The sequence below is a fragment of the Vibrio furnissii CIP 102972 genome (assembly GCF_000176175.1).
Classification (GTDB): domain Bacteria; phylum Pseudomonadota; class Gammaproteobacteria; order Enterobacterales; family Vibrionaceae; genus Vibrio; species Vibrio furnissii.
The window spans coordinates 1,183,930-1,208,618 of sequence record NZ_ACZP01000013.1; the positions used below are offsets into that span (position 1 = coordinate 1,183,930).

At 50.7% G+C, this 24,689-nt stretch carries 17 protein-coding genes and 1 pseudogene; 4 read left to right on the top strand and 14 right to left on the bottom strand.

Translation table 11 applies throughout. The features are described from left to right. Positions 1-180: 180 nt before the first annotated feature. The 5 genes and pseudogenes from lon to VFA_RS24005 form a co-directional block, all read right to left on the bottom strand. Positions 181-2,532 (bottom strand): endopeptidase La, encoded by a 2,352-nt coding sequence (lon, locus tag VFA_RS09500; protein ID WP_004726504.1) that lies wholly within the window; start codon positions 2,530-2,532, stop codon positions 181-183. A gap of 120 nt (positions 2,533-2,652) precedes the next feature. Beyond that, a complete protein-coding gene (gene clpX, locus VFA_RS09505) occupies positions 2,653-3,933 on the bottom strand; it encodes an ATP-dependent protease ATP-binding subunit ClpX (protein ID WP_004726506.1) in 1,281 nt (426 codons plus the stop codon). 83 nt (positions 3,934-4,016) lie between these two features. Continuing rightward, entirely contained in the window at positions 4,017-4,643 is a 627-nt protein-coding gene (clpP, locus tag VFA_RS09510; RefSeq protein WP_004726508.1) for an ATP-dependent Clp endopeptidase proteolytic subunit ClpP, read from the bottom strand. A gap of 106 nt (positions 4,644-4,749) precedes the next feature. Then, a complete protein-coding gene (gene tig / locus VFA_RS09515; protein ID WP_004726510.1) occupies positions 4,750-6,054 on the bottom strand; it encodes a trigger factor in 1,305 nt (434 codons plus the stop codon). 310 nt (positions 6,055-6,364) lie between these two features. After that, positions 6,365-6,508: pseudogene (locus VFA_RS24005) on the bottom strand (TolB protein); the annotation flags it as partial. Between the two features lie 69 nt (positions 6,509-6,577). Here VFA_RS24005 and VFA_RS09520 point away from each other — a divergent pair. Next, positions 6,578-8,386, top strand: coding sequence for a sensor histidine kinase (locus tag VFA_RS09520; RefSeq protein WP_004726511.1), 1,809 nt, complete (start codon positions 6,578-6,580; stop codon positions 8,384-8,386). A 1-nt stretch (position 8,387) separates the two neighbouring features. After that, the gene (locus VFA_RS09525; RefSeq protein ID WP_004726514.1) at positions 8,388-9,722 is read left to right on the top strand and encodes a sigma-54-dependent transcriptional regulator; all 1,335 of its coding nucleotides are present in this window, start codon (positions 8,388-8,390) and stop codon (positions 9,720-9,722) included. 104 nt (positions 9,723-9,826) lie between these two features. On the opposite strand, the gene VFA_RS09530 is transcribed toward VFA_RS09525, so the two are convergent. The 8 genes from VFA_RS09530 to VFA_RS09565 all read right to left on the bottom strand — a co-directional run bounded on the left by VFA_RS09530 (position 9,827) and on the right by VFA_RS09565 (position 19,952). Next, positions 9,827-11,191: a TRAP transporter large permease gene (locus VFA_RS09530; RefSeq protein WP_004726516.1), complete on the bottom strand. Its 1,365-nt coding sequence runs from the start codon at positions 11,189-11,191 to the stop codon at positions 9,827-9,829. Positions 11,192-11,194: 3 nt separating this feature from the next. Further along, positions 11,195-11,869 carry a TRAP transporter small permease gene (locus VFA_RS09535; RefSeq protein ID WP_004726518.1) on the bottom strand — a complete coding sequence of 225 codons (675 nt, stop codon included), beginning with the start codon at positions 11,867-11,869 and terminating at the stop codon, positions 11,195-11,197. Positions 11,870-11,945: 76 nt separating this feature from the next. Then, entirely contained in the window at positions 11,946-12,947 is a 1,002-nt protein-coding gene (locus VFA_RS09540) for a TRAP transporter substrate-binding protein (RefSeq protein ID WP_038151338.1), read from the bottom strand. Between the two features lie 266 nt (positions 12,948-13,213). Further along, positions 13,214-14,347: a S8 family serine peptidase gene (locus tag VFA_RS09545; protein WP_038151340.1), complete on the bottom strand. Its 1,134-nt coding sequence runs from the start codon at positions 14,345-14,347 to the stop codon at positions 13,214-13,216. A gap of 381 nt (positions 14,348-14,728) precedes the next feature. Next, positions 14,729-15,976 (bottom strand): ABC transporter substrate-binding protein, encoded by a 1,248-nt coding sequence (locus VFA_RS09550; protein ID WP_004726524.1) that lies wholly within the window; start codon positions 15,974-15,976, stop codon positions 14,729-14,731. Positions 15,977-15,993: 17 nt separating this feature from the next. Next, on the bottom strand, positions 15,994-17,448 hold the full coding sequence (locus VFA_RS09555) for an ATP-binding protein (RefSeq protein WP_004726526.1): 1,455 nt from the start codon (positions 17,446-17,448) through the stop codon (positions 15,994-15,996). Between the two features lies 1 nt (position 17,449). Continuing rightward, positions 17,450-18,175 (bottom strand): response regulator, encoded by a 726-nt coding sequence (locus tag VFA_RS09560; protein ID WP_004726529.1) that lies wholly within the window; start codon positions 18,173-18,175, stop codon positions 17,450-17,452. Between the two features lie 307 nt (positions 18,176-18,482). Next, entirely contained in the window at positions 18,483-19,952 is a 1,470-nt protein-coding gene (locus tag VFA_RS09565) for a protein adenylyltransferase SelO (protein ID WP_004726531.1), read from the bottom strand. Positions 19,953-20,413: 461 nt separating this feature from the next. Here VFA_RS09565 and VFA_RS09570 point away from each other — a divergent pair, with 461 nt between their 5' ends. Beyond that, positions 20,414-21,781 carry an L-serine ammonia-lyase gene (locus tag VFA_RS09570; RefSeq protein ID WP_038151342.1) on the top strand — a complete coding sequence of 456 codons (1,368 nt, stop codon included), beginning with the start codon at positions 20,414-20,416 and terminating at the stop codon, positions 21,779-21,781. Positions 21,782-21,877: 96 nt separating this feature from the next. On the opposite strand, the gene VFA_RS09575 is transcribed toward VFA_RS09570, so the two are convergent. After that, positions 21,878-22,648 (bottom strand): sugar transporter, encoded by a 771-nt coding sequence (locus VFA_RS09575; protein ID WP_081454438.1) that lies wholly within the window; start codon positions 22,646-22,648, stop codon positions 21,878-21,880. 234 nt (positions 22,649-22,882) lie between these two features. Between VFA_RS09575 and VFA_RS09580 the strand changes: the two genes are divergently transcribed. Then, the gene (locus tag VFA_RS09580; RefSeq protein ID WP_038151344.1) at positions 22,883-24,412 is read left to right on the top strand and encodes a bifunctional GNAT family N-acetyltransferase/carbon-nitrogen hydrolase family protein; all 1,530 of its coding nucleotides are present in this window, start codon (positions 22,883-22,885) and stop codon (positions 24,410-24,412) included. Positions 24,413-24,689: the final 277 nt, after the last annotated feature.

Consider the following 24,689-nt stretch of genomic DNA (forward strand, 5'->3'; position numbering starts at 1 on the left):
CGGTCACCAATTATTATTTTATTCGGCGCCTATTTCGTTCCATTAATGTTAAAAACTGGCCTAAAGCCTTGTTACAACTGGGCTGGAGGCCTAGTGAGTAACGTTAGCGCCCAAAAAAAACGCTGACAAGCCTTTTTCAGCCTATCAGCGTAAACTTTTACTTATTTTTGCTGCACATCACTATTTTTTAGCGTCAAACTCGACACCAGTCGGGTCATTTTCAAGTGCAACCTTCAACACTTCGTCGATCCAGCGTACTGGGATCACCTTCAGATCAGCGATGACATTGTCCGGAATCTCTTCCAGATCACGTTCATTGTCTTTCGGAATCAGAACCGTTTTGATGCCACCACGGTGTGCGGCCAACAGTTTTTCTTTCAGACCACCAATAGGCAAGACTTCACCACGCAGGGTAATTTCGCCGGTCATCGCCACTTCCGCTTTTACCGGATTCCCCGTTAAACATGAAACCAAAGCGGTACACATCGCGGTACCGGCACTTGGGCCATCTTTTGGTGTTGCTCCTTCCGGCACGTGTACGTGAATATCGCGTTTTTCGTAGAAATCGGGGTTGATACCCAGTTTGTCTGCGCGAGAACGTACCACGGTCATTGCCGCCTGAATCGATTCCTGCATGACATCGCCCAGCGAACCGGTTTGCGTCAGCTTCCCTTTACCCAGCATTGACTGCGTTTCAATGGTCAGCAGATCGCCCCCAACTTCGGTCCAGGCCAAGCCAGTGACCTGACCGATGCGGTTGAATTCATCCGCTTTACCAAAGTCGAAACGCTGCACGCCAAGGAACTCTTTCAAGTTCTCTTGATTCACGGTGACCGTTTTCACGCCACCATTGAGCAGAATTTTCTTCACGGCCTTGCGACAGATCTTAGAAATCTCACGCTCTAGGCTACGCACACCCGCTTCGCGTGTGTAGTAACGAATGATGCCAATGATCGCTGAATCTTCAATCACGATTTCGCTAGGTTTCAAACCGTTACGTTCGATCTGTTTGTTCACCAAGTGGCGCTTCGCGATATTCAGTTTCTCATCTTCGGTGTAACCCGACAAACGAATCACTTCCATACGGTCGAGCAAAGGACCTGGAATGTTCATTGAGTTTGAGGTCGCAACAAACATCACATCCGACAAATCGTAGTCCACTTCAAGGTAGTGGTCGTTAAACGAGTTATTCTGTTCCGGGTCAAGCACTTCCAACAGCGCAGAAGCAGGGTCGCCGCGCATATCAGACGACATCTTGTCGATTTCATCCAACAGGAACAGTGGGTTTTTTACCCCAACTTTAGCCATTTTCTGAATCAATTTACCCGGCAGTGAGCCGATGTATGTACGACGGTGACCACGGATTTCCGCTTCATCACGAACACCACCCAGCGCCATGCGAACGTATTTACGCCCCGTGGCTGCTGCAATTGAGCGACCCAGCGAGGTTTTACCCACACCTGGAGGCCCAACAAGGCACAAGATCGGGCCTTTCAGCTTGTTGATGCGGCTTTGTACCGCGAGGTATTCCAGAATACGTTCTTTCACGCGCTCTAGGCCGTAGTGATCAGCGTTCAAAATCTCTTCTGCTTTCGAGAGATCTTTTTTCACTTTGGAACGTTTGTTCCAAGGCACGCTCACCATCCAATCAATGTAACTGCGCACAACTGTCGCTTCGGCTGACATCGGAGACATCATTTTCAGCTTTTGCAGTTCCTGCTCAGTTTTCTCGCGTGCCTCTTTTGGCATCTTCGATTCATCGATTTTCTGTTTCAGCGCTTCGAATTCATCTGGCGCGTCATCCATCTCACCCAGCTCTTTCTGAATCGCCTTCATTTGCTCATTCAGATAGTATTCACGCTGAGATTTCTCCATCTGCTTTTTCACGCGGTTGCGAATGCGCTTTTCAACTTGCAGCAGATCGATTTCAGATTCCATTTGACCCATCAAGAATTCCAAACGCTCAGAGACGTCCAAAATTTCCAGCACTTTTTGCTTATCGATGAGTTTCAAAGGCATGTGTGCTGCGATGGTATCGGCAAGGCGCGCCGCCTCATCGATGCCGTTCAGAGACGTCAGCACTTCCGGTGGAATTTTTTTGTTCAGCTTGATGAAGCCTTCGAACTGATTGATCGCACTGCGAACGATCACTTCTTGCTCTTTGTCATCAAGTTCTGGGGTGAGCATGTACTCAGCTTCTGCCGAGAAGAACTCACCCTCTTGGATTTGGGTGATTTTCGCGCGCTGCTGACCTTCCACAAGCACTTTCACAGTGCCATCTGGCAGTTTCAGTAGCTGGAGAATGGTTGCAACTGTACCGACATCAAATAGATCGGTGATTTTCGGTTCGTCGGTTTCCGGCTGTTTTTGCGCGACCAGAAGAACCTGTTTGTTGTTGTCCATCGCTGCTTCTAGGCATTGAATCGACTTTTCACGACCAACAAACAGAGGAATTACCATATGTGGATACACCACCACATCGCGCAGAGGTAGTACAGGGATCTCGATACGCTCGGAACGTTCCAAGTTCATATTTATCTCTCTTCCGCTTTTCTATATATCGCAGTATATGGGGGCTAACTAACTGGATTCAATGACAGAATAAAAAAAAGGAGGTATTAAATACCTCCTTTGATGTTTTAACGTTCTGTTTTACTCAGCGCCAGCGGCCTGACTTTCGCTTCCGGTGTAAATCAGCAGCGGCTCAGACTCACCGTTAATCACGGATTCGTCAATCACCACTTTCTCTACTTCGGTCATCGAAGGCAGTTCATACATGGTCTCAAGCAAAACGTTCTCAAGAATAGAACGCAGGCCACGAGCCCCTGTTTTACGCTTCATTGCACGAGCGGCAATGGCGCGAAGTGCATCTTCGCGGAACTCCAGATTCACATTTTCCAACTCAAACAGAGCAGCATATTGCTTGGTCAATGCGTTCTTGGGTTCACACAGAATTTGAATCAGTGCTTCTTGATCCAATTCTGTCAATGTTGCGGTCACAGGCAGACGACCGATGAATTCTGGAATCAAACCATATTTCACCAAATCTTCCGGTTCCACTTGAGTAAACAGCTCACTCAGTGATTTACTTTCATCTTTAGAACGAACTTCAGCACCGAAACCGATACCGGTTCCCGTTGCCACACGTTGTTCAATCACTTTATCTAGGCCAGCGAATGCACCGCCACAGATAAAGAGGATCTTCGAAGTATCTACCTGCAGAAACTCTTGTTGAGGGTGCTTACGACCACCTTGAGGTGGTACAGAAGCGACTGTGCCTTCAACCAGTTTCAAAAGCGCTTGCTGAACCCCTTCACCAGACACGTCACGCGTAATCGATGGGTTTTCAGCTTTACGTGAAATCTTGTCGATTTCATCGATGTAGACGATACCGCGTTCAGCTTTAGCAACGTCGTAATCACATTTCTGGAGCAGTTTCTGGATGATGTTTTCTACATCTTCACCCACGTAACCAGCTTCCGTCAGTGTGGTCGCGTCCGCCATAGTGAACGGTACGTCTAGGAAACGAGCCAGTGTTTCCGCCAGCAGTGTTTTACCACTACCAGTTGGACCGATAAGAAGAATGTTACTCTTACCCAGTTCCACACCTTCACTCGTTGTATCACCGTTACGTAAACGCTTGTAGTGGTTATAAACTGCAACCGCGAGCACTTTTTTCGCGTGTTCTTGGCCAATCACATAGTCATCTAGATGCTCACGAATCTCACGAGGAGTCGGCAGTGCTGAAGATTCTTTCTTCGGCAACACATCTTTGATTTCTTCACGGATAATGTCGTTACATAAGTCGACACATTCGTCACAAATGTAAACAGATGGACCTGCGATTAGCTTGCGAACTTCGTGCTGGCTTTTGCCACAGAAAGAGCAGTACAGCAGTTTACTACTACCACCCTCTTTGCTTTTGTCTGTCATTCGCTAACCTCTTAGCCTTTACTCGTTATGGTTTGAGTGTATAACAATTTGAACCAAATTGCGTTAAACAATTCCCGGAACTGTTACTCGCCGCGATGGGTCAAAAGTGCGTCAACCAAACCATAGTCTACTGCTTGTTGCGCCGACATGAAGTTGTCACGGTCGGTGTCACGTTCGATCACTTCAAGTGGCTGACCGGTGTGGTCTGCCAACAAGCGGTTCAGCTTGTTCTTGATGGTCAGGATTTCCTGAGCGTGGATCTGAATGTCTGAAGCCTGGCCTTGGAAACCACCCAAAGGCTGGTGAATCATCACACGTGAATTCGGCAGCACATAACGCTTACCTGGTGCACCACCAGCCAGCAGGAATGCGCCCATTGAACAAGCTTGTCCGATACACAGCGTGCTCACGTTTGGCTTAATAAACTGCATGGTGTCGTAAATCGACATACCCGCAGTCACGCTACCGCCCGGAGAGTTGATGTATAGGAAAATATCTTTATCAGGGTTTTCAGATTCTAAGAAAAGCAGTTGAGCCACGACAAGGTTTGCCATGTGATCTTCCACTTGACCCGTTAAGAAAATCACGCGGTCTTTTAACAAGCGAGAATAAATGTCGTATGAACGCTCTCCACGAGACGTCTGTTCCACCACCATGGGTACTAGCGCGTCAATAATTGGCGACATTACATTTTTTTCTTGGTAGCTCATAGTCTTATGTCCCTAAAATAAATGGCCCGGATGATGGGTATCACACGGACCATTGTTAGCAGAATAGGCGACGTGTCGTCAACCTTTCTACGTGACAACTTGCTTATTACGCAGCAACTTGTGGGTTCATTAGCTCGTTGAAGCTAATCGCTTTCTCAGTTACTTGTGCTTTAGCAATGATAGCGTCGATCGCTTGCTCTTCAAGAGCAACGTTACGCATGTTGTTCATCATTTGCTCGTTTTGCTCGTAGTAAGCAATCACTTCAGTTGGATCTTCGTAAGCAGTCGCCATCTCTTCGATCAGCGCTTTCACTTTCTCTTCGTCTGCTTTCAGCTCTTCAGCTTTGATCACTTCACCCAGCAGAAGGCCGACAACAACGCGGCGTTTTGCTTGTTCTTCGAACAGTTCACGTGGCAGCTGGCTAGCCGCTTCCATGTTACCGCCGAAACGTTGTGCAGCTTGCTGACGCAGTACGTTGATCTCTTGGTCAATCAGTGCAGAAGGAACGTCGATGTCGTTCTCTTTGACTAGACCTTCAATCGCTTGCTCTTTGATGCGCGCTTTGATCGCTTGTTTCAGTTCGCGATCCATGTTCTTACGAACTTCTGCTTTCAGTGCGTCAACGCCGCCGTCAGCAACACCAAATTTAGCAACGAATTCGTCGTTCATTTCTGGCAGTTCACGTGCTTCAACTTTGTTCACTTTGATCGCGAACTTCGCTGCTTTACCTTTCAGGTTTTCAGCGTGGTAATCTTCTGGGAAAGTCACGTCGATTTCGAATTCCATACCTTTGGTTTTACCCGCGATACCGTCTTCAAAACCTGGGATCATGCGGCCTGCGCCCATTTCCAGAGGGAAGTTTTCAGCTTTACCGCCTTCGAATTCAACGCCGTCGATTGAACCAACGAAGTCGATAGAAACGCGTTTGCCTTCTTCTGCAGCTTCGTCAACTTCTTTCCAAGTTGCTTGTTGCTTACGCAGTGTTTCCAGCATTTCAGCCACATCAGCTTCAGTGATTTCTGCAGCTGGTTTTTCAACAGTGATGTTTTCCAGACCTTTCAGTTCAACTTCTGGGTAAACTTCGAAAGTTGCTGTAAAGACTAGATCTGCGCCTTCTTTCGCTTCCACTGGAGCAAATGTTGGTGCGCCAGCTGGGTTGATCTTTTCTTTTACGATCGCTTCGATGAAGTGGCGTTGCATCACTTCACCAAGAACGTCTTGACGTACTGCTTTGCCGTACATCTTAGCAACCATCTTCATTGGCACTTTGCCTTTACGGAAACCATCGAAACGACGGTTTTTCGCGATGTTGCGTAGTTCAGCTGACACTGCATCTTCGATGTTTGCAGCTGGAACAGTAATATTCAGACGGCGCTCTAGGCCTTCTAGCGTTTCAACAGTAACTTGCATTGTTTATAAACCTCAAAACTGGCTCAGGGCTCCTGAGCGTCATGAGCCAAAACTACGTTTCGGCTGCATCCTTGTGTTGCACTCCTAAGAGCACTTTTAACTGTAAATATTGAGCATCGATATTCAAAAGCTCAGTCAGCCTGAATACCGGACTAATGAGTGATATCTTTGTCGATTCACGTCGAATAAAGGTATCTCTGATTAGTCTCAGGACAAAAATTTAGACGCGACATTCTACCGACCTCAAGTTTAGCTGTCGAGCTAATCCCCCGTCAGGGAAAGGTCAATGTCCTAAAAACTCAGCCAAGTGCTAAAAATTCCACCAGATAGAAAGTGTGGATGGCTCTGAAATGGGGACAATAAAGGCTTTTTCAAGGGAATCGAGGCTTTTTTTTCCTCAAAAGCTTAAAAAGAGATCTTGCTCTTGTTTTGCACTCTCATTTTGCCATCTTTTTGAGCACGGCAGCGACAACACCCAGTATCATGAATCCTTCAGAAGGATTGTAAATATTGGACACTCAGGATGTTGTCGATTCGTAGGCTTAGCCTGCTGTTTTTTATTGTCTTTATCACGGTAACGGCCATTGCCACGCATTTGGTTTGGCGTTATCAGTACCAGACGTTGCTGCTTGACCATCAATCACAGTTGGATAAATTCTCCAGCTTGATCACCGCCAAGTTGGACAAATACGCCCACATTCCGCGCTTACTGTCCAAAGATAAGGAACTGGTGGATGCGCTCATGCACCCCACCAACACCGCTCAAATTGAAGTCACCAATCGGTATCTGGAACAGGTCAACGACGTGATTCAAGCCGCGGACACCTATCTGCTCGATCAATATGGCAACACGCTTGCCGCCAGCAACTGGAACTTGGATCGCTCGTTTATCGGCCGTAATTTCGCTTGGCGTCCCTATTTCTATCAATCCATTGCGGGGGCGGACAGCCAATATTTTGCACTAGGATCCACATCCGGGCAGCGCGGCTACTACTATGCCTACCCGGTGGTTTATGCCGCAGAAATACTCGGTGTGGTGGTGGTCAAAATGGATCTATCTGCCATCGAAGAGAACTGGCAAAACCAGCGCAGTTATTTTGTGGCCACCGACCCCAATCAAGTGGTGTTCATGTCCAGTCAGCCAGAATGGCTGTTTAAAAGCGTGGAAGACTTAAACAACGCGACACGCGATCGCATTCGCAGCAGTCGCCAATACCTCGACAAACCGATCGCCTCGTTAGGCTTAAACGGCGACTTTACCGCGCAAGAAACGGAGTGGTTCAACTATCGACAAGGTTGGATCAAAGGTGACTTTATCGTCTCCAGCCGCAGCTTGAGTAACCCCGATCTCACCATTCGCGTCCTCTCGCCTAAGATGAATGTATTCTGGGATGTGTTTGGCTTTGTGATGATTCTGACGATGGTGTTTGCGATTGTCTATCTCGCGCTGTTGCTTGCGCATCATCGTCAGGTGCGCCAACGCCAAATTGAGCAATTACAGGTGGAAGCCAAACAGAAGCTGGAGTTTTTGGTGATGGAACGCACCGCCAAACTGCACGCTGAAATCGACGAACGCATTCGAACCGAACAAGCACTACGTCAAACGCAAAACGAGCTGATTCAAGCGGCCAAATTGGCGGTACTCGGTCAAATGTCAGCCAGTATCAGTCACGAGCTGAATAACCCATTGGCCGCGATTCGTAGCTTTGCCGATAATGGCCGTCGTTTTCTCGCCAGCGGCAAGTCAGAGCGTACCGATGAAAACCTCGCGCGTATTTCTGGCCTCACCGAACGCATGGCGAAAATCAGTGAACAGTTGAAATCTTTTGCACGCAAAAGTAGCAGCGATGACACCGCGGACGTTCAGCTCTACCCGATTGTGGTGTATGCCAAAGAGCTGATGCAGCCCCAGTTCAAATCGCACTATATCGACCTCAACATTCAGACGCCGCAAGCGCCCGTGTGGGCCAGCGTCAATCCGATTCAGTTGGAACAGGTTCTCATCAACCTGCTGACCAACGCCATGCAGGCTTTGGACGGGCAAGAATCTCGCTGCGTCGCCATCACGCTGCTGAGCGAAGAGGACGGCACGCTGATTCATGTCGATGACAACGGCCCCGGCCTTGGTCAAGACAAAATTGAGCATCTGTTCGAACCGTTTTTTACCACCAAACAGAATGGGTTGGGGCTGGGTTTGTCGATTTCCCAGCAAATTATGCAAAGCATGAATGGCAACCTCACCGCATCAACTTCGCCCCTTGGCGGCGCGCGCTTCACCATTCATTTGCCTGCATTGGCCGCCCCCACCACAGAATCAACGCAAGGAACGTAATATGTGCGACGTATTTTTTATCGACGATGAAACCGATATTCGCATCGCCATTGAGCAGAGTTTTGAACTGGCAGATATTCGCGCGCGTTTTTTTGCCAGCGCCGAAGAAGCGCTGCTGGCCATCAAACAAGCGGGGTTACCATTGGTGGTGGTGACCGATATTTGTTTACCGGGATTGAGCGGCCAAAACCTGCTGGCTACCATTCGTCATCAAGACGCGGACGTGCCCGTGATTTTAATTACCGGGCACGGCGATATTTCGATGGCAGTACAAGCGATGCACGACGGCGCCTACGACTTCATCGAGAAACCCTTCGCCCCCGAGCGCTTGATGGAAACCGTCAGCCGCGCGATGGAAAAACGCAAACTGACGCTCGAAAACCAACAGCTCAAACGTAGCCTGAAAGCCAGCCAAACACTTGGCCCGCGAATCATCGGCGAAACCGCTAGCATTCAAGAACTGCGCGAGACCATTGCGCATATCGCTGATACCGATGCCGACATTTTGCTGTTTGGCGAAACCGGCACAGGGAAAGAACTCATTGCCCGTTCGCTGCATGAACAGAGCTCGCGCCGCGAGCAGAATTTCGTCGCGGTCAACTGCGGCGCAGTGCCGGAAAATCTGATTGAAAGTGAGCTGTACGGCCACGAAAAAGGTGCGTTTACTGGCGCCGATGCCAAACGCATCGGTAAGTTTGAACACGCACAAGGCGGCACCCTGTTTCTAGATGAAATTGAATCCATGCCGATGCAGGCGCAAATCCGTTTGCTGCGTGTGCTGCAAGAGCGCGTGATTGAACGGGTCGGTTCGAACGCGCTCATCCCTCTGAATATTCGGGTGATTGCCGCCACCAAAGTCGATCTGCGACAAGCCGCGATGGAAGGGACATTTCGCCAAGATCTTTACTATCGACTCAACATTGTCACGCTTGATTTACCGCCGCTTCGCGAGCGCAAAGAAGACATTCCAACCCTGTTTCACCATTTTCTGCTCGTTGCCGCTGCACGCTATGGCAAAGCCGCAACGGCGCTCGCCAGCCAAGATCTACAACATTTGATGAATCACGACTGGCCCGGCAATGTGCGAGAGCTGCGCAATGTGGCCGAGCGATTTGTGCTGCTGGGTAAGCTGGCACAATTGGATGGCGCACCGACCACCACCACCCTCAGCCTAACCGACCAAGTGGCCGAATTTGAAAAAGTCGCCATCGAAAAAGCGCTGGTTGAGTGCAACGGCAGCATCAAACACACCATGGAAGTGCTGGCGATTCCGCGTAAAACCCTATACGACAAAATGCAGAAATATCGCATTGATAAAGAGATGTACAAAGCCTGAGCAGGCTTGGCGAACGAAGAACAGGCTTTGCGCCCTCGCGAAAGAGGTCGCACAAGCCTGTAAACAAGGAAGTCTGACTTTTCTAAATCATGAACGGCACGGGATTACTTGGTGATAATTTCCGGTCCCATCAGCATGGTCGGTAACCACGTCGAAACCCAAGGCACGTACGTGACGATGAGCAGGAACAAGAACATCACACCAACCCACGGCAGTGCCGCCTTGACCACATTCATCATCATCGACATTTTCGCCACCCCGGCGGTGACAAATAAGTTGAGCCCGACCGGCGGCGTGATCATGCCGATTTCCATGTTCACCACCATCATGATGCCAAGGTGAATCGGGTCGATACCCAATGCAATCGCAATAGGAAACACCAGTGGCGCCACGATGATCAGCAGACCGGATGGCTCCATAAACTGACCGCCAATCAGCAGCAACACGTTGACCACAATCAGGAAAGTGATTGGGCCTAAGCCTGCCGACAGCATTGATTCGGTGATCATTTGCGGTACACGTTCTTCTGTGAGCACGTGTTTCAGAATCAGCGCATTGGCGATGATGAACAGCAACATGATGGTCAATTTACCAGCATCAAATAGCGTGGCTTTGGTGTCTTTATGAATGAGCGACTCAAACACTTTGACGATCGCCGGTTTGGTGTTGGTCTTGTCGGCGAACGGTCCCATGTCGCGGTAGATAAAGTTGGCGATCAGAAATGAGTATACTGCCGCAACCGCCGCCGCTTCAGTGGGCGTGAAAATCCCCCCGTAAATTCCCCCCAGAATGATGACCACCAGCAGCAAACCCCAGCTCGCATCTTTCGCGGCCGCTATCGCCTCTTTCCAACCAACAAACGGCTGTTTAGGCAGATTTTTCACACGCGCCGTGATGTAAATCGCGATGATCAGCATCAAACCCGCCAGCAGGCCCGGAATCACGCCACCCAGGAACATACGGCCAACTGATACGTTGGTCGCCGCCGAGTACACCACCATCACAATCGAGGGCGGGATCAAAATGCCCAACGTACCCGCGTTACAAATCACGCCAGCGGCGAATTCTTTGGTGTAACCATTTTTCACCATCCCCGCAATCACGATACTACCGATCGCCACCACGGTAGCCGGTGACGAACCCGACAGTGCCGCGAACATCATACACGCCACCACGGAAGCGACCGCCAAACCACCACGGAACCAACCCACCATCGCAATCGCAAAGCGAATAATCCGTTTTGCCACACCACCGGTCGACATGAAACTGGATGCCAAAATAAAGAACGGAATCGCCAGCAAGGTGTAGTGCCCTTCAAAGGCGTTAAACAACGTTTGTGCCACCGACGCGAGGGACGCTTCAGAGTGCCACATCAAAAACAGAATACTGGACAACCCCAGTGAAACCGCGATCGGCACGCCTGCAAGCATGAAGCCAACCACCATCAAAAATAACAGCAAAATCGCCATGGTTTACTTCTCCTTCCCATTGTCGCGCGATTCAGGCGTCGCCATCATGGCTTCCCCTGCACCTTTCAGCTCTTCCTTCAGCGCTTCAAGATCTTCTTCTGCTTCGTGACCCGCAATGATGCGATCCAACTCGCCCGTCAGCACCTGATAACCCACTTGCAGAAAACGGAACGTCAGCAGCGCCATGCCCAACGGCAACGCCATGTAAGGAATAAAGCGCGGCATTTTCTCGTACGCTTCGCCTTCGTTTAACCAATCCGCTAAAAACTGCAGCATGTCTGGCATCGGAATATCGTCCGTTTCATACCAAGCGCGCTCAGAAACAAACGGATACCAATAGTTCCAAGACCCAATCAACAGCAGAATGGAGAAAGCAAGACAGCAACCGACTGCAAACAGGGCCATCAGCTTGCGCCCGCTCTCTGGGACAAGGTTGATCATCACATCAACGCCGATGTGGAAGTGCTTTTTCACGCCATAGGAAGCGCCCACCAGCACCATCCATGCGAACATGAAAACGGTAAGCTCAAGGGCCCAAAGAATATTGTCGTTGAATAGATAACGCATAATAACGTTGACGAAAGTTAACAACGTCATGGCACCGAGGAAGAAGGCGATTAACGTCTCTTCGACCTTATCGGTTATATTGCCGACTTTAGAAAAGAATGACTGTTCCATGTGATACATCGCTCTATAAGGCTTTCATTATGGTGAGAAATGGCCTCATTGCCCGATACAATGAGGCCCACTTCTATTACTTGTTGTTCGAAGCTAGAGCGGCTTCGATCAAGTCTGAACCGATGTCTTTCTCGAATTTCTTCCACACCGGTTTCAGCGCATCAACCCAAAGCTGGCGCTGCTCTGGCGTCAGTTCACGCACTTTGCCACCCGCTTCGATGACGTATTGCTTGTTCTGCTGTTCCACTTTGTTGGATTCTGCGTTTCGTGTTTGGCTCACTTCTTTCAGAATGGTGGTCAGTTGGTCACGGACGTCTGTTGGTAGGCCGTCCCACCACTTGGTTGACGTCACCACCAGGTAATCCAGAATGCCGTGATTGGTTTCCGTAATGCCGTCCTGTACTTCAAAGAACTTCTGGCCGTAGATGTTCGACCACGTGTTTTCCTGTCCATCAATCACTTTGGTCTGCAGGCCGCCATAGACTTCGGCAAACGACATTTTCTGAGGGTTGGCACCCAACTGTTCGAACTGAGCCACCAGCACATCAGACGCCTGAACGCGGAACTTCAGACCTTTCGCGTCAGCTGGCACCAGAATGGGTTTGTTGGCGGAAATCTGCTTCATGCCGTTGTGCCAGAATTCCAGCCCTTTCACGCCACGACGGTTCATCGCATTTTTCAGCTTTTCACCCGCATCCGAGTTTTGGAAACGGTCGACGGCATCAACATCATCAAAAAGGAACGGAAGGTCGAAAAGGCGGAACTTTTTGGTGAATTTTTCAAATTTAGACAGGGATGGCGCAGCCAGTTGAACATCCCCGTTCAACAGCGCTTCCAGTACTTTGTCATCATCGTATAGCGTTGAGTTCGGGAACACCTGCATACAGGCTTTACCGTTCATCTCTTCGTTAACGCGTTTTTCTAGCAGTGAGGCAGCAATCCCTTTCGGGTGTTTGTCTGTGTTGGTCACGTGGCTGAACTTGATCACGATTTCACCTGGATCACAACTGTTCGCAGCAGCATTGAAGCTTGTGACAGCAAGAATAGAGGCAGTTAACAGGGTAAGCGGCTTTAACATTATAATTCTCCTTGGTTGGATGCATCAGTCCCATCTATGGGTACTGCATGTTTCCTAAAGAGCAATTACTAAGCCAAGTGGTTACAAATTGTTAACAGTCCTTATTTAACAGTAAGTTAGAATTATCCATGAGACAAATGAGTTATCCACGATGAATTCAAGCGACTCAAAATGGGTGGAAAATGACCCATCAAAAATCGGGTGTTGGGTCAATTTCCGCCAAAAATGAATATTGTTTATTGATGAACGATTTATTAATGCACGAGTTATTGATGAACGATAGGGTCTGGGTTGCCATCGGGATCGCCCTCGGCATAACCGGACATGCTCGGCTGACCGCGCGTGACAAGCAGTACGCCGCACATGTGTGGTGCCGCCATGGACGTTCCATTGTAAGTGACTGTTCCGCCCCCCGCTTTGGTTGATAGCACCGACACCCCAGGCGCGGCATACTCGACGTCAGATCCATAGTTCGAGAAGTACGCAAAGTTGTCGTTATTATCGATGGCCGATACTGTATACACATTGGGATGAACCGTGCTCGCAGGCGTATACAACGAGGCGTCATCTGCTGAATTCCCTGCGGCAATTGAAAACAAGATCCCGGCATCCGCGGCGGTTTTGATCGCGGTATCCAACGCTTGCGAATAGCCTTTCGCGCCCAAGCTTAAGTTGGCACAATCCCCTGAGGCGGCGGCCTCCGCAACGTAATCCACACCAGCAATCACTCCAGAAATCGTTCCGCTACCAGCATTGTCGAGCACTCGGACGGGCACCACCGTGACGCCCGCAGCCACCCCCACAACATCCATTGCATTGTTGATCGCCCCGACGGTTCCAGCGACATGGGTGCCATGGCCATTTCCATCCGACGTTTGATTGGGCTTGCCGCGTGAGAAATTTCTCCCAGAGCGAGCATCCACATTCAAATCCGGATGTTTATCGTCAATGCCGGTATCGATGATCCACGCTCGGGCATCGTCACCACTCATGTCTACAAAACCGCCCACACGCTTAATACCCCAGGGCGTGGTTTGTGGCGGCTCAGTCGACGTTCCGCTATCGCCATTGTTCGGTTTATTGCCCCCACGCGGCATCGCCTGCACGGCCAGATCCGGCTCGATGTAATCAATGTCAGGGAAACGGTGTTGAAGTCCTTGTAGCGCCGTCAGTGGCATCTGCACCGCAAACCCTTGCAGGGTATGTTGATAGCGAAACAGCACCGCTCCGCGCTGGTTTTCAATCGCGGCCAGCACCTGTTGTGCGGCATTGGGTGAAGCATCCTTCTTCAGCACCACGATGTAGCGGTCCGTCAGATCCACGCCGGGATGGACAACCGCCCATGACGCAGATGACACAAGCAGAGAGGCCAGTGTGAGAGAAATCGTAGTTCGGCGCATAACGTCTTTCCATGTGTGATCACAACATGGTTCAATTATAGCCACTAATGATAGAAATGTTATTTAACGAACCATTCGAAAAGATCAGTGCATTCGAAGAGGTAAGTGCACCCTCCGTCTGAGCCATGCATTGACCCAGCCGCACCCCCGTGCTGGTTGCCCAGACCTCCCCCGAGTCCCTGAGCAGCAGTGGAGAGTGCACTTAAAGCGTTGAAATCATGAGGCATTGGAAACCGAAAGTCCCCGATATGTTCACGATGATTGGTATACAGTCACACAATATTAGACCAAAAACCACGGACCAGTTGTAACAATTTGTCTGCATGGTTTGACGTCCATCATGGCATACGGCAATCCATGGACATCAAACCCAGACGTGGTTTACCTCGCCGCTTTGACGGCTTTGGCCAGTCGCTGCGCCGCCTCACGCGGATCGGCCGTGCGGTCTGCCGCAAAGTTGCTGACCACATCAAAAATAGCGGCCTGCACATAGTTGGTGGTCGCCATGTCATGGGCAACACTTGGCACCAGCGATGCGGTTTTTGCCGAGGATTTAAACTCACGCATCGAATCCACGGCACACTGATCAAAGGACGACATATCCATGTCCGTGCGTACCGGAATCGAACCTTTGTTCAAGTTAAACACCTTTTGAAATTCCGGATCCAGAATGGTTTTCGCCAACACCTGCTGCGCTTGAATACTGTCGTGATCGTTCAGTTCAAAAAAGACGAAACTATCCACGTTGTAGATAAACGCCCCTGCCGTGCCTAACGCGGGCAAGCAAACATAATCTTTGCCCGGTTGTTTGCCCGCAGCCGAAAACTCGCCTTTGGCCCAGTCCCCCATGATCTGCATCGCCGCTTCCCCTTTGATCACCATCGAGGTCGCCACGTTCCAATCTCGTCCCGGCGCGCCGCCGTCAACGTACCGATGCAACCGCTGAAACTGCGTAAACACCTCAACCATTTGCGTGCTGGACAAGGTCTTCATGTCTAAGTCGACAAACGCCTTGACGTACCCTTGCGCGCCGAGCATATCCAGTGCCAACGTTTCAAACACCGTCACATCCTGCCAAGGCTGTCCCCCATACGCGAGCGGAATATACCCGGCGGCCTGAATTTGATCGGCCGCGACAAAGAACTCATCCAAGTTAGTAGGGATCTTGGCGCCAGCCTGTTGAAACACCTTAGGATTGGCCCAGATCCAGTTCACGCGGTGCACATTCACCGGCACCGCCACGTAATCTTGGTGATATTTCATGACATCGGTGATCATCGGCGGAATGAAGGAATCCCACCCTTCAGTTGTTGCCACCTCGTTTAAGTTGGTCAGAAAGCCCAAACTCGCCCATTCCTGAATATCGTGGCCTTTAATTTGGGCCGCAGCTGGCGGATTGCCCGACACAGCCCGCGTTTTCAGCACAGTCATCGCACTTTCTCCGCCCCCGCCCGCGACCGCAAAATCATTCCACGTGTAGCCCTGCTGCTCGAGCATCTCTTTCAACACAGTGATGGATTTCGCCTCGCCGCCGGAAGTCCACCAGTGCAGCACTTCCACTTCGCCAGCCGAAGCATGAGAGACCGCCAGCCAGAGTGCCGCGGTGAGTAAACATTTTAGTCGATTCATGATGAGCATCCGTTGCGTCACACGTCGATGGTCGGCGGAATAAACACTTGTACCAATAGCCCCCCTTGGAGCGAATTACTGATGATCAAGTCGCCGCCGTGCCCGTGCAGAATATTACGACAAATTCCCAGCCCCAAACCGTGTCCTTCCCCATCCTCTGACAGACGGAAATAGGGTTCAAAGACGGCGTCCAATTGGCTCTCCGGAATCCCCGGGCCTTGGTCATGAATCGAGATCACCACCCATTCCGGCGTTTCATGGATGCTGACGGTCACGTCATCACCATACTTAACCCCGTTGCCAATCAAATTGGTGAGTACACGTTTCATCGCCAGCGGCTTCGCGACCAAAGGTTCCATCTCAACCGGTTTGAAATGCACCGTTTCACGCGCAAAGTTATACCCTTCAGCAATGTTCAAAATCAGTTCGTTCAGGTCGATGTAATCATTGTTTTCGTGCAGTTCGGTGTCGCGCACACATTGCAGCGCGCCTTTGACCATCATTTCCAGCTCATCGAGATCGCGGTTAAACTTCTCGCGTTTGACGTCACTTTCCAACAGCTCGGCACGCAATCGCAGACGCGTGATTGGGGTTTTCAGATCGTGTGAAATGGCAGCAAAGAGATGCTCGCGATCCGACACATACCGACGAATGCGCTGCTGCATGCGGTTAAATGCTCGAGTCGCCGTCACCAACTCGCTCGCCCCTTCTTCGCGTAATGGCCGCTGGGCGATATCGAGGCTGAGATCGTTCGCCGCCCGTGCCAGATTTTTCAGCGGCCGGACCTGACGTCGCATCAGCAAATAAGTCAGCAACAGCAAAATCGTCGTCGAGAAGAACAGGAACAGAATCTGCTCACGCCCGAGAATGTTGTCATCGAGTTTGACATACGGCGCGGGCAGCAAAGCCGCGACGTAAATCCATTCGTGTTCACCGAGTTCAATCTGCACCACCAGCACCGGCGGATTCAGCGGCTCCAGCGTTAAGGTGTGATACGCCCACGATTTCGGCAGATCGCTGAGTAGAATATCGTTTTTCAGCAAACGCAGTTTTTCCGGCCGGGTGAAATCCACCAGAATATTGCCAACGTGCGTTAGTTTCTGATGCAAGACGTCCTGCACGGCCTCAACCGACGCCAACTTGAGACTGGTGTCTTCAATGGGCTCGACGATGAGCTGCTCTTTATTAAACGAAACAAAAAAGCGCGTGCCGCCCATATTGCGGATCTGATCGAGGACAATGTGACGATACTTGACGGGCAGAGACTGGAAAAAAGTCACGGTTGACGCAAACATGCCCGCCATACTGGCGGAAGCCGAACGAATGCCTTCCAACTCATTGGCTTTGGATTGACTGTACCAAATCGATGTGGCGACGCCCTGTGCCAACATCACGGCCAACAAGGTCAACAATAAGGTTCGCGCCACCAGCGACGTGGGTTTGATGCGTGTCCATACGCGGTGTATCGGCATGTCAGTACTCGCGTTGAACCGGTACCGACAGGATGTAGCCATTCCCGCGCATGGTTTTGATGTAGTTCGGGAATTGGGTACTCTCGCCCAGCCGTTGACGCAAACGGCTCAATTGCACGTCAATGCCACGTTCAAAAGGCAGTGCTTCACGTCCACGGGTGGCAAACGAGATCGTATCGCGATCAATGACTTCATTCGGACGATTGAGAAACAGCATCAACAGCAGGTAATCACTGCCCGACAATTCATGCGCGTCTTCTCGTTTCAGATGAACGATGCGATGGGTCAGCGTATCCAGTCGCCAATCACCAAACACAATATGAGACGGCGTGGGTTCTTCCGGCTTCTCCTCATTGACCTGCACGCGGCGCAGCAGCGCTTTGATTCGTGCCATCAACTGGCGGGGGCTAAATGGTTTGGCGATATAATCGTCGGCACCGATGTCCAAACCGATGATTTGATCGGTCTCGTCCGAAACCGCCGTTAACATGATGATCGGCACATTAGAATCGCGTCGTATCTTTTGACACAAGGTAAAGCCATCCTCACCCGGCAGCATGACATCCAATAACACCAAATCTGGATAGCCATGATCCGTCAAGTATTGTGCCAACGCACGACCATCGGAAACCGTGGCTACGCTGAAACCAGATTTGCTCAGATATTCATCCAACAGTTCACAGATTTCGATGTCATCATCAACGACTAAAATATGCGTGTTTTCCATTCCCCACCCACTGAAAGCACGATTTGGCACAGTGTAACAATCCAGTTCACTATTCATCATTGATATTTATGTAAAGTTTGAATCCATCCAAGATGGCGATCACATTTTGATGGTGTCTTGAACACGCCGTCTGTTCTGCGATGTTTCGCGCCGTGCAGCGCCCGTGGCACACATCGCGCTTTCCCTCGCATCGACCGCCGCTCAGTCTGCGGGTCATGTGCTGGGCCAACCCGTAAGAAGCGCATGGGATAAAAAACCCGGCTCAGGCCGGGTTCTCTCAAGACAATATATTGCGGTGAAAGCGTGTTTAAGACGAACAGCTGATTTCGAGCTTCTTGCCCCACTCGGGCGGCAGTTTGGCGTACGCTTCAGCGTCCGGTTGTTCATCAAAAGGATGCTTCAACACCTGCGCCAATCGCAACACTTCGCTGTCGTCGCCCTGCTCCGCTTTGTCGATCGCAATCTGCGCCAAGTAATTACGCAGAATATATTTCGGGTTCACTTGACGCATTTTGGCGCAGCGCTCATGGGCGCTCACAACCTGACCTTGCTCATCGCGCTCCAATGCACAACGGTTCAAATAGCGCGTGAGCCACGCCAGTGCCGCGTCACGGTCAAGACACAAATCCGCCACATGCTGCGCAGGCTGAGTATCCAGAGCAGACAACTGACGCATAAAGCGCGTGTAATCTACGTGGTGTGTTTCGAGCAGTTCAAACAGATCATGAAACAGCTCACCGTCTCCCTCTAGCCGAGTCGTTAACCCTAATTTGTCGCGCATCAAGCCGCTAAAATAGCCGTTGAGCTGCGTTTCATAGGCACTCAATGCTGCTTCTAAAGCCTCGCGTTCAATCAACGGCGACAGCGCATGCGCCAGCGCCGATAAATTCCACAACGCAACGCGCGGTTGCTGATCGAACGCGTAACGTCCTTGGTAATCGGAGTGATTGCAGATATAACCAGGCTCGTAATCGTCTAAAAAGCCGTACGGGCCGTAATCAAACGTCTGACCGAGGATCGACATGTTGTCGGTATTCATCACCCCATGCGCAAACCCAACCGCCTGCCACTGGGCAATCATCTTCGCCGTGCGATCCACGATGTGGTCAAACATCGCCGCATACGGCTGTGCGGTCTTCGCACAGTGCGGGAGATACCATTCGATGACTTTGTCCGCCAACAATTTAAGTTCGTCATGCTGCTCGGTATAAAACAGGTATTCAAAGTGCCCAAAGCGAATGTGACTTTGCGCCACACGCACCAGCAACGCGCCGCGCTCTTGCTTTTCGCGATACACCGGCGTGTCACTGCGCATCAGGGCCAACGCGCGGGTGGTGGCAATGCCCAGCCCAGCCATCGCTTCGCTGCACAAATATTCTCGGATCGACGAACGCAATACCGCGCGACCATCGCCCATTCGCGAATATGGCGTCAGACCCGCGCCTTTCAGATGGATGTCGAACACCTCGCCTTGCCGCGTCGCCATTTCCGCCAGCAATAAACCGCGGCCATCCCCGAGATCCGGATTGTAGACCCCAAACTGGTGACCAGCGTATTTCATCGCTAATGGTGAAAATGCGGCGGGTAACTGCGCGCCGGACAAGCTGTGCAGTAATTCATCATTGGGGGTATGAGGCAGGCCAAATTGGTGCGCCAAATCGTGATTCCACGCGACCCAGCGAACATGGCTGAGCGGTTGCGGTTGCACCGGCGTGAAAAACGCATCAGGTAATGTGCTGAAGCGGGTTGTTAATGTGACGCTGTCCCAAACCGACATAACACTATCTCTTGTTCAACTATTTGCGTGCAAGTTAGCAAATACCCGAGTGGAATACTAGGTTTTAACTGAAGCGCCTGCTCGAAGCGAAAGGGAATTTAAACGGCAGTAAAAACCCCAGCAGCAAGCTGGGGTTCTCTTCATTACACTTTTCTTCACTAGACTTTTCTTCACTAGACTAAGAAAAATACGCCGACGACCGTGACCAGGGAGAACACGAGCGTTCTGCCTATCACTCCCAATACACTCGGTTGAATCATTTCTACGTGCATTTGTCTCTCCCCTTTGAATGTGACACTGTTATGACAATATGATGAAGTTTCATCCAATTCTCAAGCGCCAACAATATTAATTTTTTGTTACATCGCAGATGACAAAAGGCAACCAAGACAAAGGTTAACGTCTACGCTTTAAAGGCGCACAATAGCGTTTTGAGGCTGAATACCACGACAGGTGACCGTATGTTATCGATCTTCGATATTTTTAAAATTGGCGTAGGCCCATCCAGTTCACACACGAATGGACCCATGATCGCAGGCTTTCAATTTCTGTCTGTCATACCCGATATCCAGCAGGTTTCGCGTATCCAAATCGACCTGTTTGGGTCGCTGTCTCTGACGGGCAAAGGCCACCACACTGACCGAGCCGTGATCCTCGGCTTGCTCGGGAACCAACCAGACACGATCAAAATGACCAGTGCCACGCAGGCCATGCAACGCGCGATGGACGATGCTGTGCTGCATTTGGGTGCTCAAAAAGAGATTCCATTTCACTACACCAGCGACCTGCTGTTCCACAGTGAAAATTTACCGCTGCACGAAAACGGCATGACGCTGTCCGCGTTTGATGCCCAAGGCGTCATCGTCGCCTTTGAAACCTACTACTCGATTGGTGGCGGCTTCATCGCCACTGCAAAAGAGCTCGAACACGGTACACCGGAATCAGCCATCCATGTCGAGTTTCCGTTCAAATCAGCCGAAGAGCTGTTGAAAAAGGCTGAGCGCAATGGCTTGAGCCTTGGCGGGTTGGTGCTGCGCAACGAATCGGCATGGCGCGACATCGACACCATCGACCAAAAGACCGAACAGATTTGGAAAGTGATGTCGCTGTGCATGCAGCGCGGTTTTGATACCGAAGGCATTTTGGAAGGCGGCCTCAACGTGACTCGCCGCGCGCCTGCGCTACTCAAAAAGCTGGAAGCCAATGCGGCCATTGAGAACGACCCCATGGAAATCATGGATTGGATTAACTTGTTTGCGTTCGCCGTGAGCGAAGAAAATGCTGCTGGCGGGCAAGTCGTGACCTCACCGACCAATGGCGCAGCGGGCGTAATTCCCGCCGTGTTGATGTACTATCACCGCTTTATTCGTCCACTCGACACCAAACAGCTCAAAGATTTTCTCGCCGTCGCAGGCGCGATTGGTATTTTGTACAAAACCAACGCCTCCATTTCCGGTGCCGAAGTGGGCTGTCAGGGGGAAATCGGCGTGTCTTCGTCCATGGCAGCGGCAGGATTGACCTCTTTGCGCGGTGGCAGTAATGAACAGATGTGTATCGCGGCAGAAATTGCGATGGAACACTCGCTGGGCATGACCTGTGACCCCATCGGCGGCTTGGTACAAGTACCATGTATTGAACGCAATGCGATGGGCGCGATGAAGGCGATTAATGCGTCACGCATGGCGTTAAAACGCACCAGCAAATGCTTAATTTCTCTCGATAAAGTGATCGATACGATGTATCAGACGGGGAAAGACATGAATAAAAAATACCGGGAAACGTCGCTGGGCGGGCTGGCACTGATTCATCTCGCGCCGCCCTGTGAGTAAACGCCGGCTTCGCGCGCAACCTAGAAAACAATCCTGAACGCTTCATGACGCGAACAACCTCGCGTCGACCCTGAAACCATTGGCCTGGCGATAACGTCAGGCCAGCAAATTCAAATGCGATTGCTGCAGCAGTTTATCTATGGTTTGACGCTGCACAATCCACTGATAACTCAACGATAAAATACAAATTTCATACATCCAAGCCACATAAGACAAGACGCCAAATCCCAGCGCCAAAAGCCAGTTGCCGTCGGCCGGAACATTCGAGAACAGAAGGCCCGAACTCATCGGAATGAGGCCCGTTAACACGAACAGAGATCGCTTGTGCTCCTGCGATAAGCGCCACGCAAACCGCAAACCGCGCGGCTCATCATCAATCGCCGTCGCTGGAATGACTAACCCGCAGCGGGAAATCAGCCACACCATCATCAGCACTGTCACTGCCGTGATCAGCATCTGCGTCCAGAATCCACTCTCTTCATGAATTAGCCCAATCGCGCCGCTGACCGACACCCAACTGAGCATCACCACCAACAGCGTCACGCACATCAACAACCAATACCCGATGATCCGCAGCTCGCGCATACCGGGCACTGGCGCCACGTCGTTTGCCGCGCTTGAACGGGTCAACAGAATGTCGCGATGCAAGCGTACCGTCGCCCACGCCATAGCCACCAAAAACACCAATCCAAACAGGATCTGCATCGGTAATGCATCTGTCTCAAAGCCATACACGGGAGCCATTTGCGACACCAGAGTGACGGCCAGATAAGGCCAAGTGCAGCGCACAAAGATCCGCCAACGGTCTCTCATCAAGTGAGCCGAAGTGACTAACGTATACAAAATCGGTAAGGGGTAATGTTTCATGATCCATGCTCGGCGCTTCGCGTCCTTACAATATGACTCAAATTGCCTAGCTTTACAGTGCAAACTGCGTGACGTGACTCAAGGGAACAACACGAGTTACTAATACAATAATGACTAATGCACGGCGAGCCCGCGAATGAAAACAAGCGGTTAAATCTTAGCCCAAACCTTGAATTGACCGCACAAGTTGTCCAGTATGGATCCATGAAGGAAGCCACTGAGGACAGTAAGTGTATGAGTAGTGATACACCGCGTTTGACACTACGTGTGATAGAAAAAAGTGATTATCCCGAATTAGCAGCACTCATGGATCTGGTTTTTCACGATGTGGGCGGCGCTTGGCCACGCATGACCATCATGGATTTAATTCACCAGTTCCCCGACGGCCAGATCTGCATTGAAGACAATGGCAAAATCGTCGGCGCCGCGCTCACCATCAAAGTCGACTACAACCGTTTTTCCCTCCCCCACGTCTACACCGACATCATCAACGAACACAACGTCATTCAACACAAAGCCAACGGCGATGCCTTGTATGGGCTCGATGTGTTCGTCCACCCCGATTATCGCGGGTTACGCTTAGGGCGACGCCTGTATGCCGCGCGCAAAGAGCTGTGTCGTAGCGATAACCTCAAAGCGATTTTGGCCGGTGGCCGCATTCCCGGTTTTGGTCGTTACGCTGACACCATGGACGTGCCGGAATACATTGAAAAGATCAAGCGCCGCGAGCTGTACGATCCGATCTTGTCGTTCCAACTCTCCAACGACTTCGACGTCAAACGTATCATGCGTCATTATTTGCCCGAAGATGACAGTTCGCGCGGTTACGCCACCTTGCTCGAATGGGACAATTTCTTTTATGAGGAAGACATCCACTCGATTCATGACGTGGAAAAAACCTTAGTGCGCATTGGCATTGTGCAGTGGCAGATGCGCGCCATGCTGAGCGTGGAAGATCTGATTGAACAGGCAGAGTTTTTTGTCGATTCGCTCTCCAACTATCAGGCCGATTTTGCGTTGTTCCCCGAGTTCTTTAACGCGCCGTTGATGGGCTTGAAAAAAGACCAAAATACGGTTGAAGCGATTCGCTTTCTGGCGTCATTCAGTGAAGAAATTAAGCTGCGATTCTCCAAACTGGCCGTGACGTACAACATCAATATCATCGCGGGCAGCATGCCGGTGTTGGAAGATGGCCAGTTGTACAACGTGGCCTATTTGCTTCACCGGGATGGCACCATTGATGAACAGTACAAAATTCACATCACACCGCACGAAAAACGCGATTGGGTGATTGATGGCGGCAATCAAGTTCAAGTGTTTGAGACCGATGCCGGACGTGTGGGCATTTTGATTTGTTACGACAGTGAATTCCCTGAACTGGGGCGGATGCTGGCCGAGCAAGGCGTGCAGATCATCTTCGTGCCGTTCTGGACCGACACCAAAAACGGCTACCAACGCGTGCGTTTGTGCTCGCAAGCACGTGCCATCGAAAACGAATGTTACGTCGCCATTGGCGGCAGTGTCGGCAACTTGCCGCGCGTCGATAACGTTGATATTCAGTACGCGCAATCTGCGGTGTTCTCGCCGTCAGACGTCTTTTTCCCGCACGATGCCACCATCGCAGAAGCCAGTCCCAACACCGAAATGATCATCTTTGCCGATGTGGATCTCGATAAGTTAAAGCAATTGAATACTGAGGGTTCGGTGACCAACTTGCGTCACAGGCGCATGGATTTATATGGCGGTTTCACCCACACCAAGTGATGAAACTTGTTGAGAGCCGTCACAATAACTAGTCTGACCAGCATGCGCTCCCCATTTTTGGCGGAGCGCATGCTTTTTCAATTTGGTAATCACGCCACTTTTCCGATCAGCGAGTTACCCCTTCCCACGTCTCGTGTGCAACAAGCGTCGCATTTTGCAAATCAACAACCCTTTAAATTTCAATCAATTAACACTCATACTCCTTTAGTATAAGTGGCTTATGCCCCCTCTTGCACTTCGTGCATAAACTTTTTATACCTATAGAGAACTCGCACGT

Excerpts from the sequence above, each read along its gene's own strand:
- VFA_RS09530 (WP_004726516.1), bottom strand. The coding sequence starts at position 11,191 with ATGGCGATTTTGCTGTTATTTTTGATGGTGGTTGGCTTCATGCTTGCA.
- VFA_RS09570 (WP_038151342.1), top strand. The coding sequence starts at position 20,414 with ATGTTATCGATCTTCGATATTTTTAAAATTGGCGTAGGCCCATCCAGT.
- tig (WP_004726510.1), bottom strand. The coding sequence starts at position 6,054 with ATGCAAGTTACTGTTGAAACGCTAGAAGGCCTAGAGCGCCGTCTGAAT.
- clpP (WP_004726508.1), bottom strand. The coding sequence starts at position 4,643 with ATGAGCTACCAAGAAAAAAATGTAATGTCGCCAATTATTGACGCGCTA.
- VFA_RS09525 (WP_004726514.1), top strand. The coding sequence starts at position 8,388 with ATGTGCGACGTATTTTTTATCGACGATGAAACCGATATTCGCATCGCC.
- VFA_RS09555 (WP_004726526.1), bottom strand. The coding sequence starts at position 17,448 with ATGCCGATACACCGCGTATGGACACGCATCAAACCCACGTCGCTGGTG.
- VFA_RS09580 (WP_038151344.1), top strand. The coding sequence starts at position 22,883 with ATGAGTAGTGATACACCGCGTTTGACACTACGTGTGATAGAAAAAAGT.
- VFA_RS09575 (WP_081454438.1), bottom strand. The coding sequence starts at position 22,648 with ATGAAACATTACCCCTTACCGATTTTGTATACGTTAGTCACTTCGGCT.
- clpX (WP_004726506.1), bottom strand. The coding sequence starts at position 3,933 with ATGACAGACAAAAGCAAAGAGGGTGGTAGTAGTAAACTGCTGTACTGC.
- VFA_RS09565 (WP_004726531.1), bottom strand. The coding sequence starts at position 19,952 with ATGTCGGTTTGGGACAGCGTCACATTAACAACCCGCTTCAGCACATTA.
- VFA_RS09535 (WP_004726518.1), bottom strand. The coding sequence starts at position 11,869 with ATGGAACAGTCATTCTTTTCTAAAGTCGGCAATATAACCGATAAGGTC.
- lon (WP_004726504.1), bottom strand. The coding sequence starts at position 2,532 with ATGAACTTGGAACGTTCCGAGCGTATCGAGATCCCTGTACTACCTCTG.
- VFA_RS09560 (WP_004726529.1), bottom strand. The coding sequence starts at position 18,175 with ATGGAAAACACGCATATTTTAGTCGTTGATGATGACATCGAAATCTGT.
- VFA_RS09520 (WP_004726511.1), top strand. The coding sequence starts at position 6,578 with ATGTTGTCGATTCGTAGGCTTAGCCTGCTGTTTTTTATTGTCTTTATC.
- VFA_RS09540 (WP_038151338.1), bottom strand. The coding sequence starts at position 12,947 with ATGTTAAAGCCGCTTACCCTGTTAACTGCCTCTATTCTTGCTGTCACA.
- VFA_RS09545 (WP_038151340.1), bottom strand. The coding sequence starts at position 14,347 with ATGCGCCGAACTACGATTTCTCTCACACTGGCCTCTCTGCTTGTGTCA.
- VFA_RS09550 (WP_004726524.1), bottom strand. The coding sequence starts at position 15,976 with ATGAATCGACTAAAATGTTTACTCACCGCGGCACTCTGGCTGGCGGTC.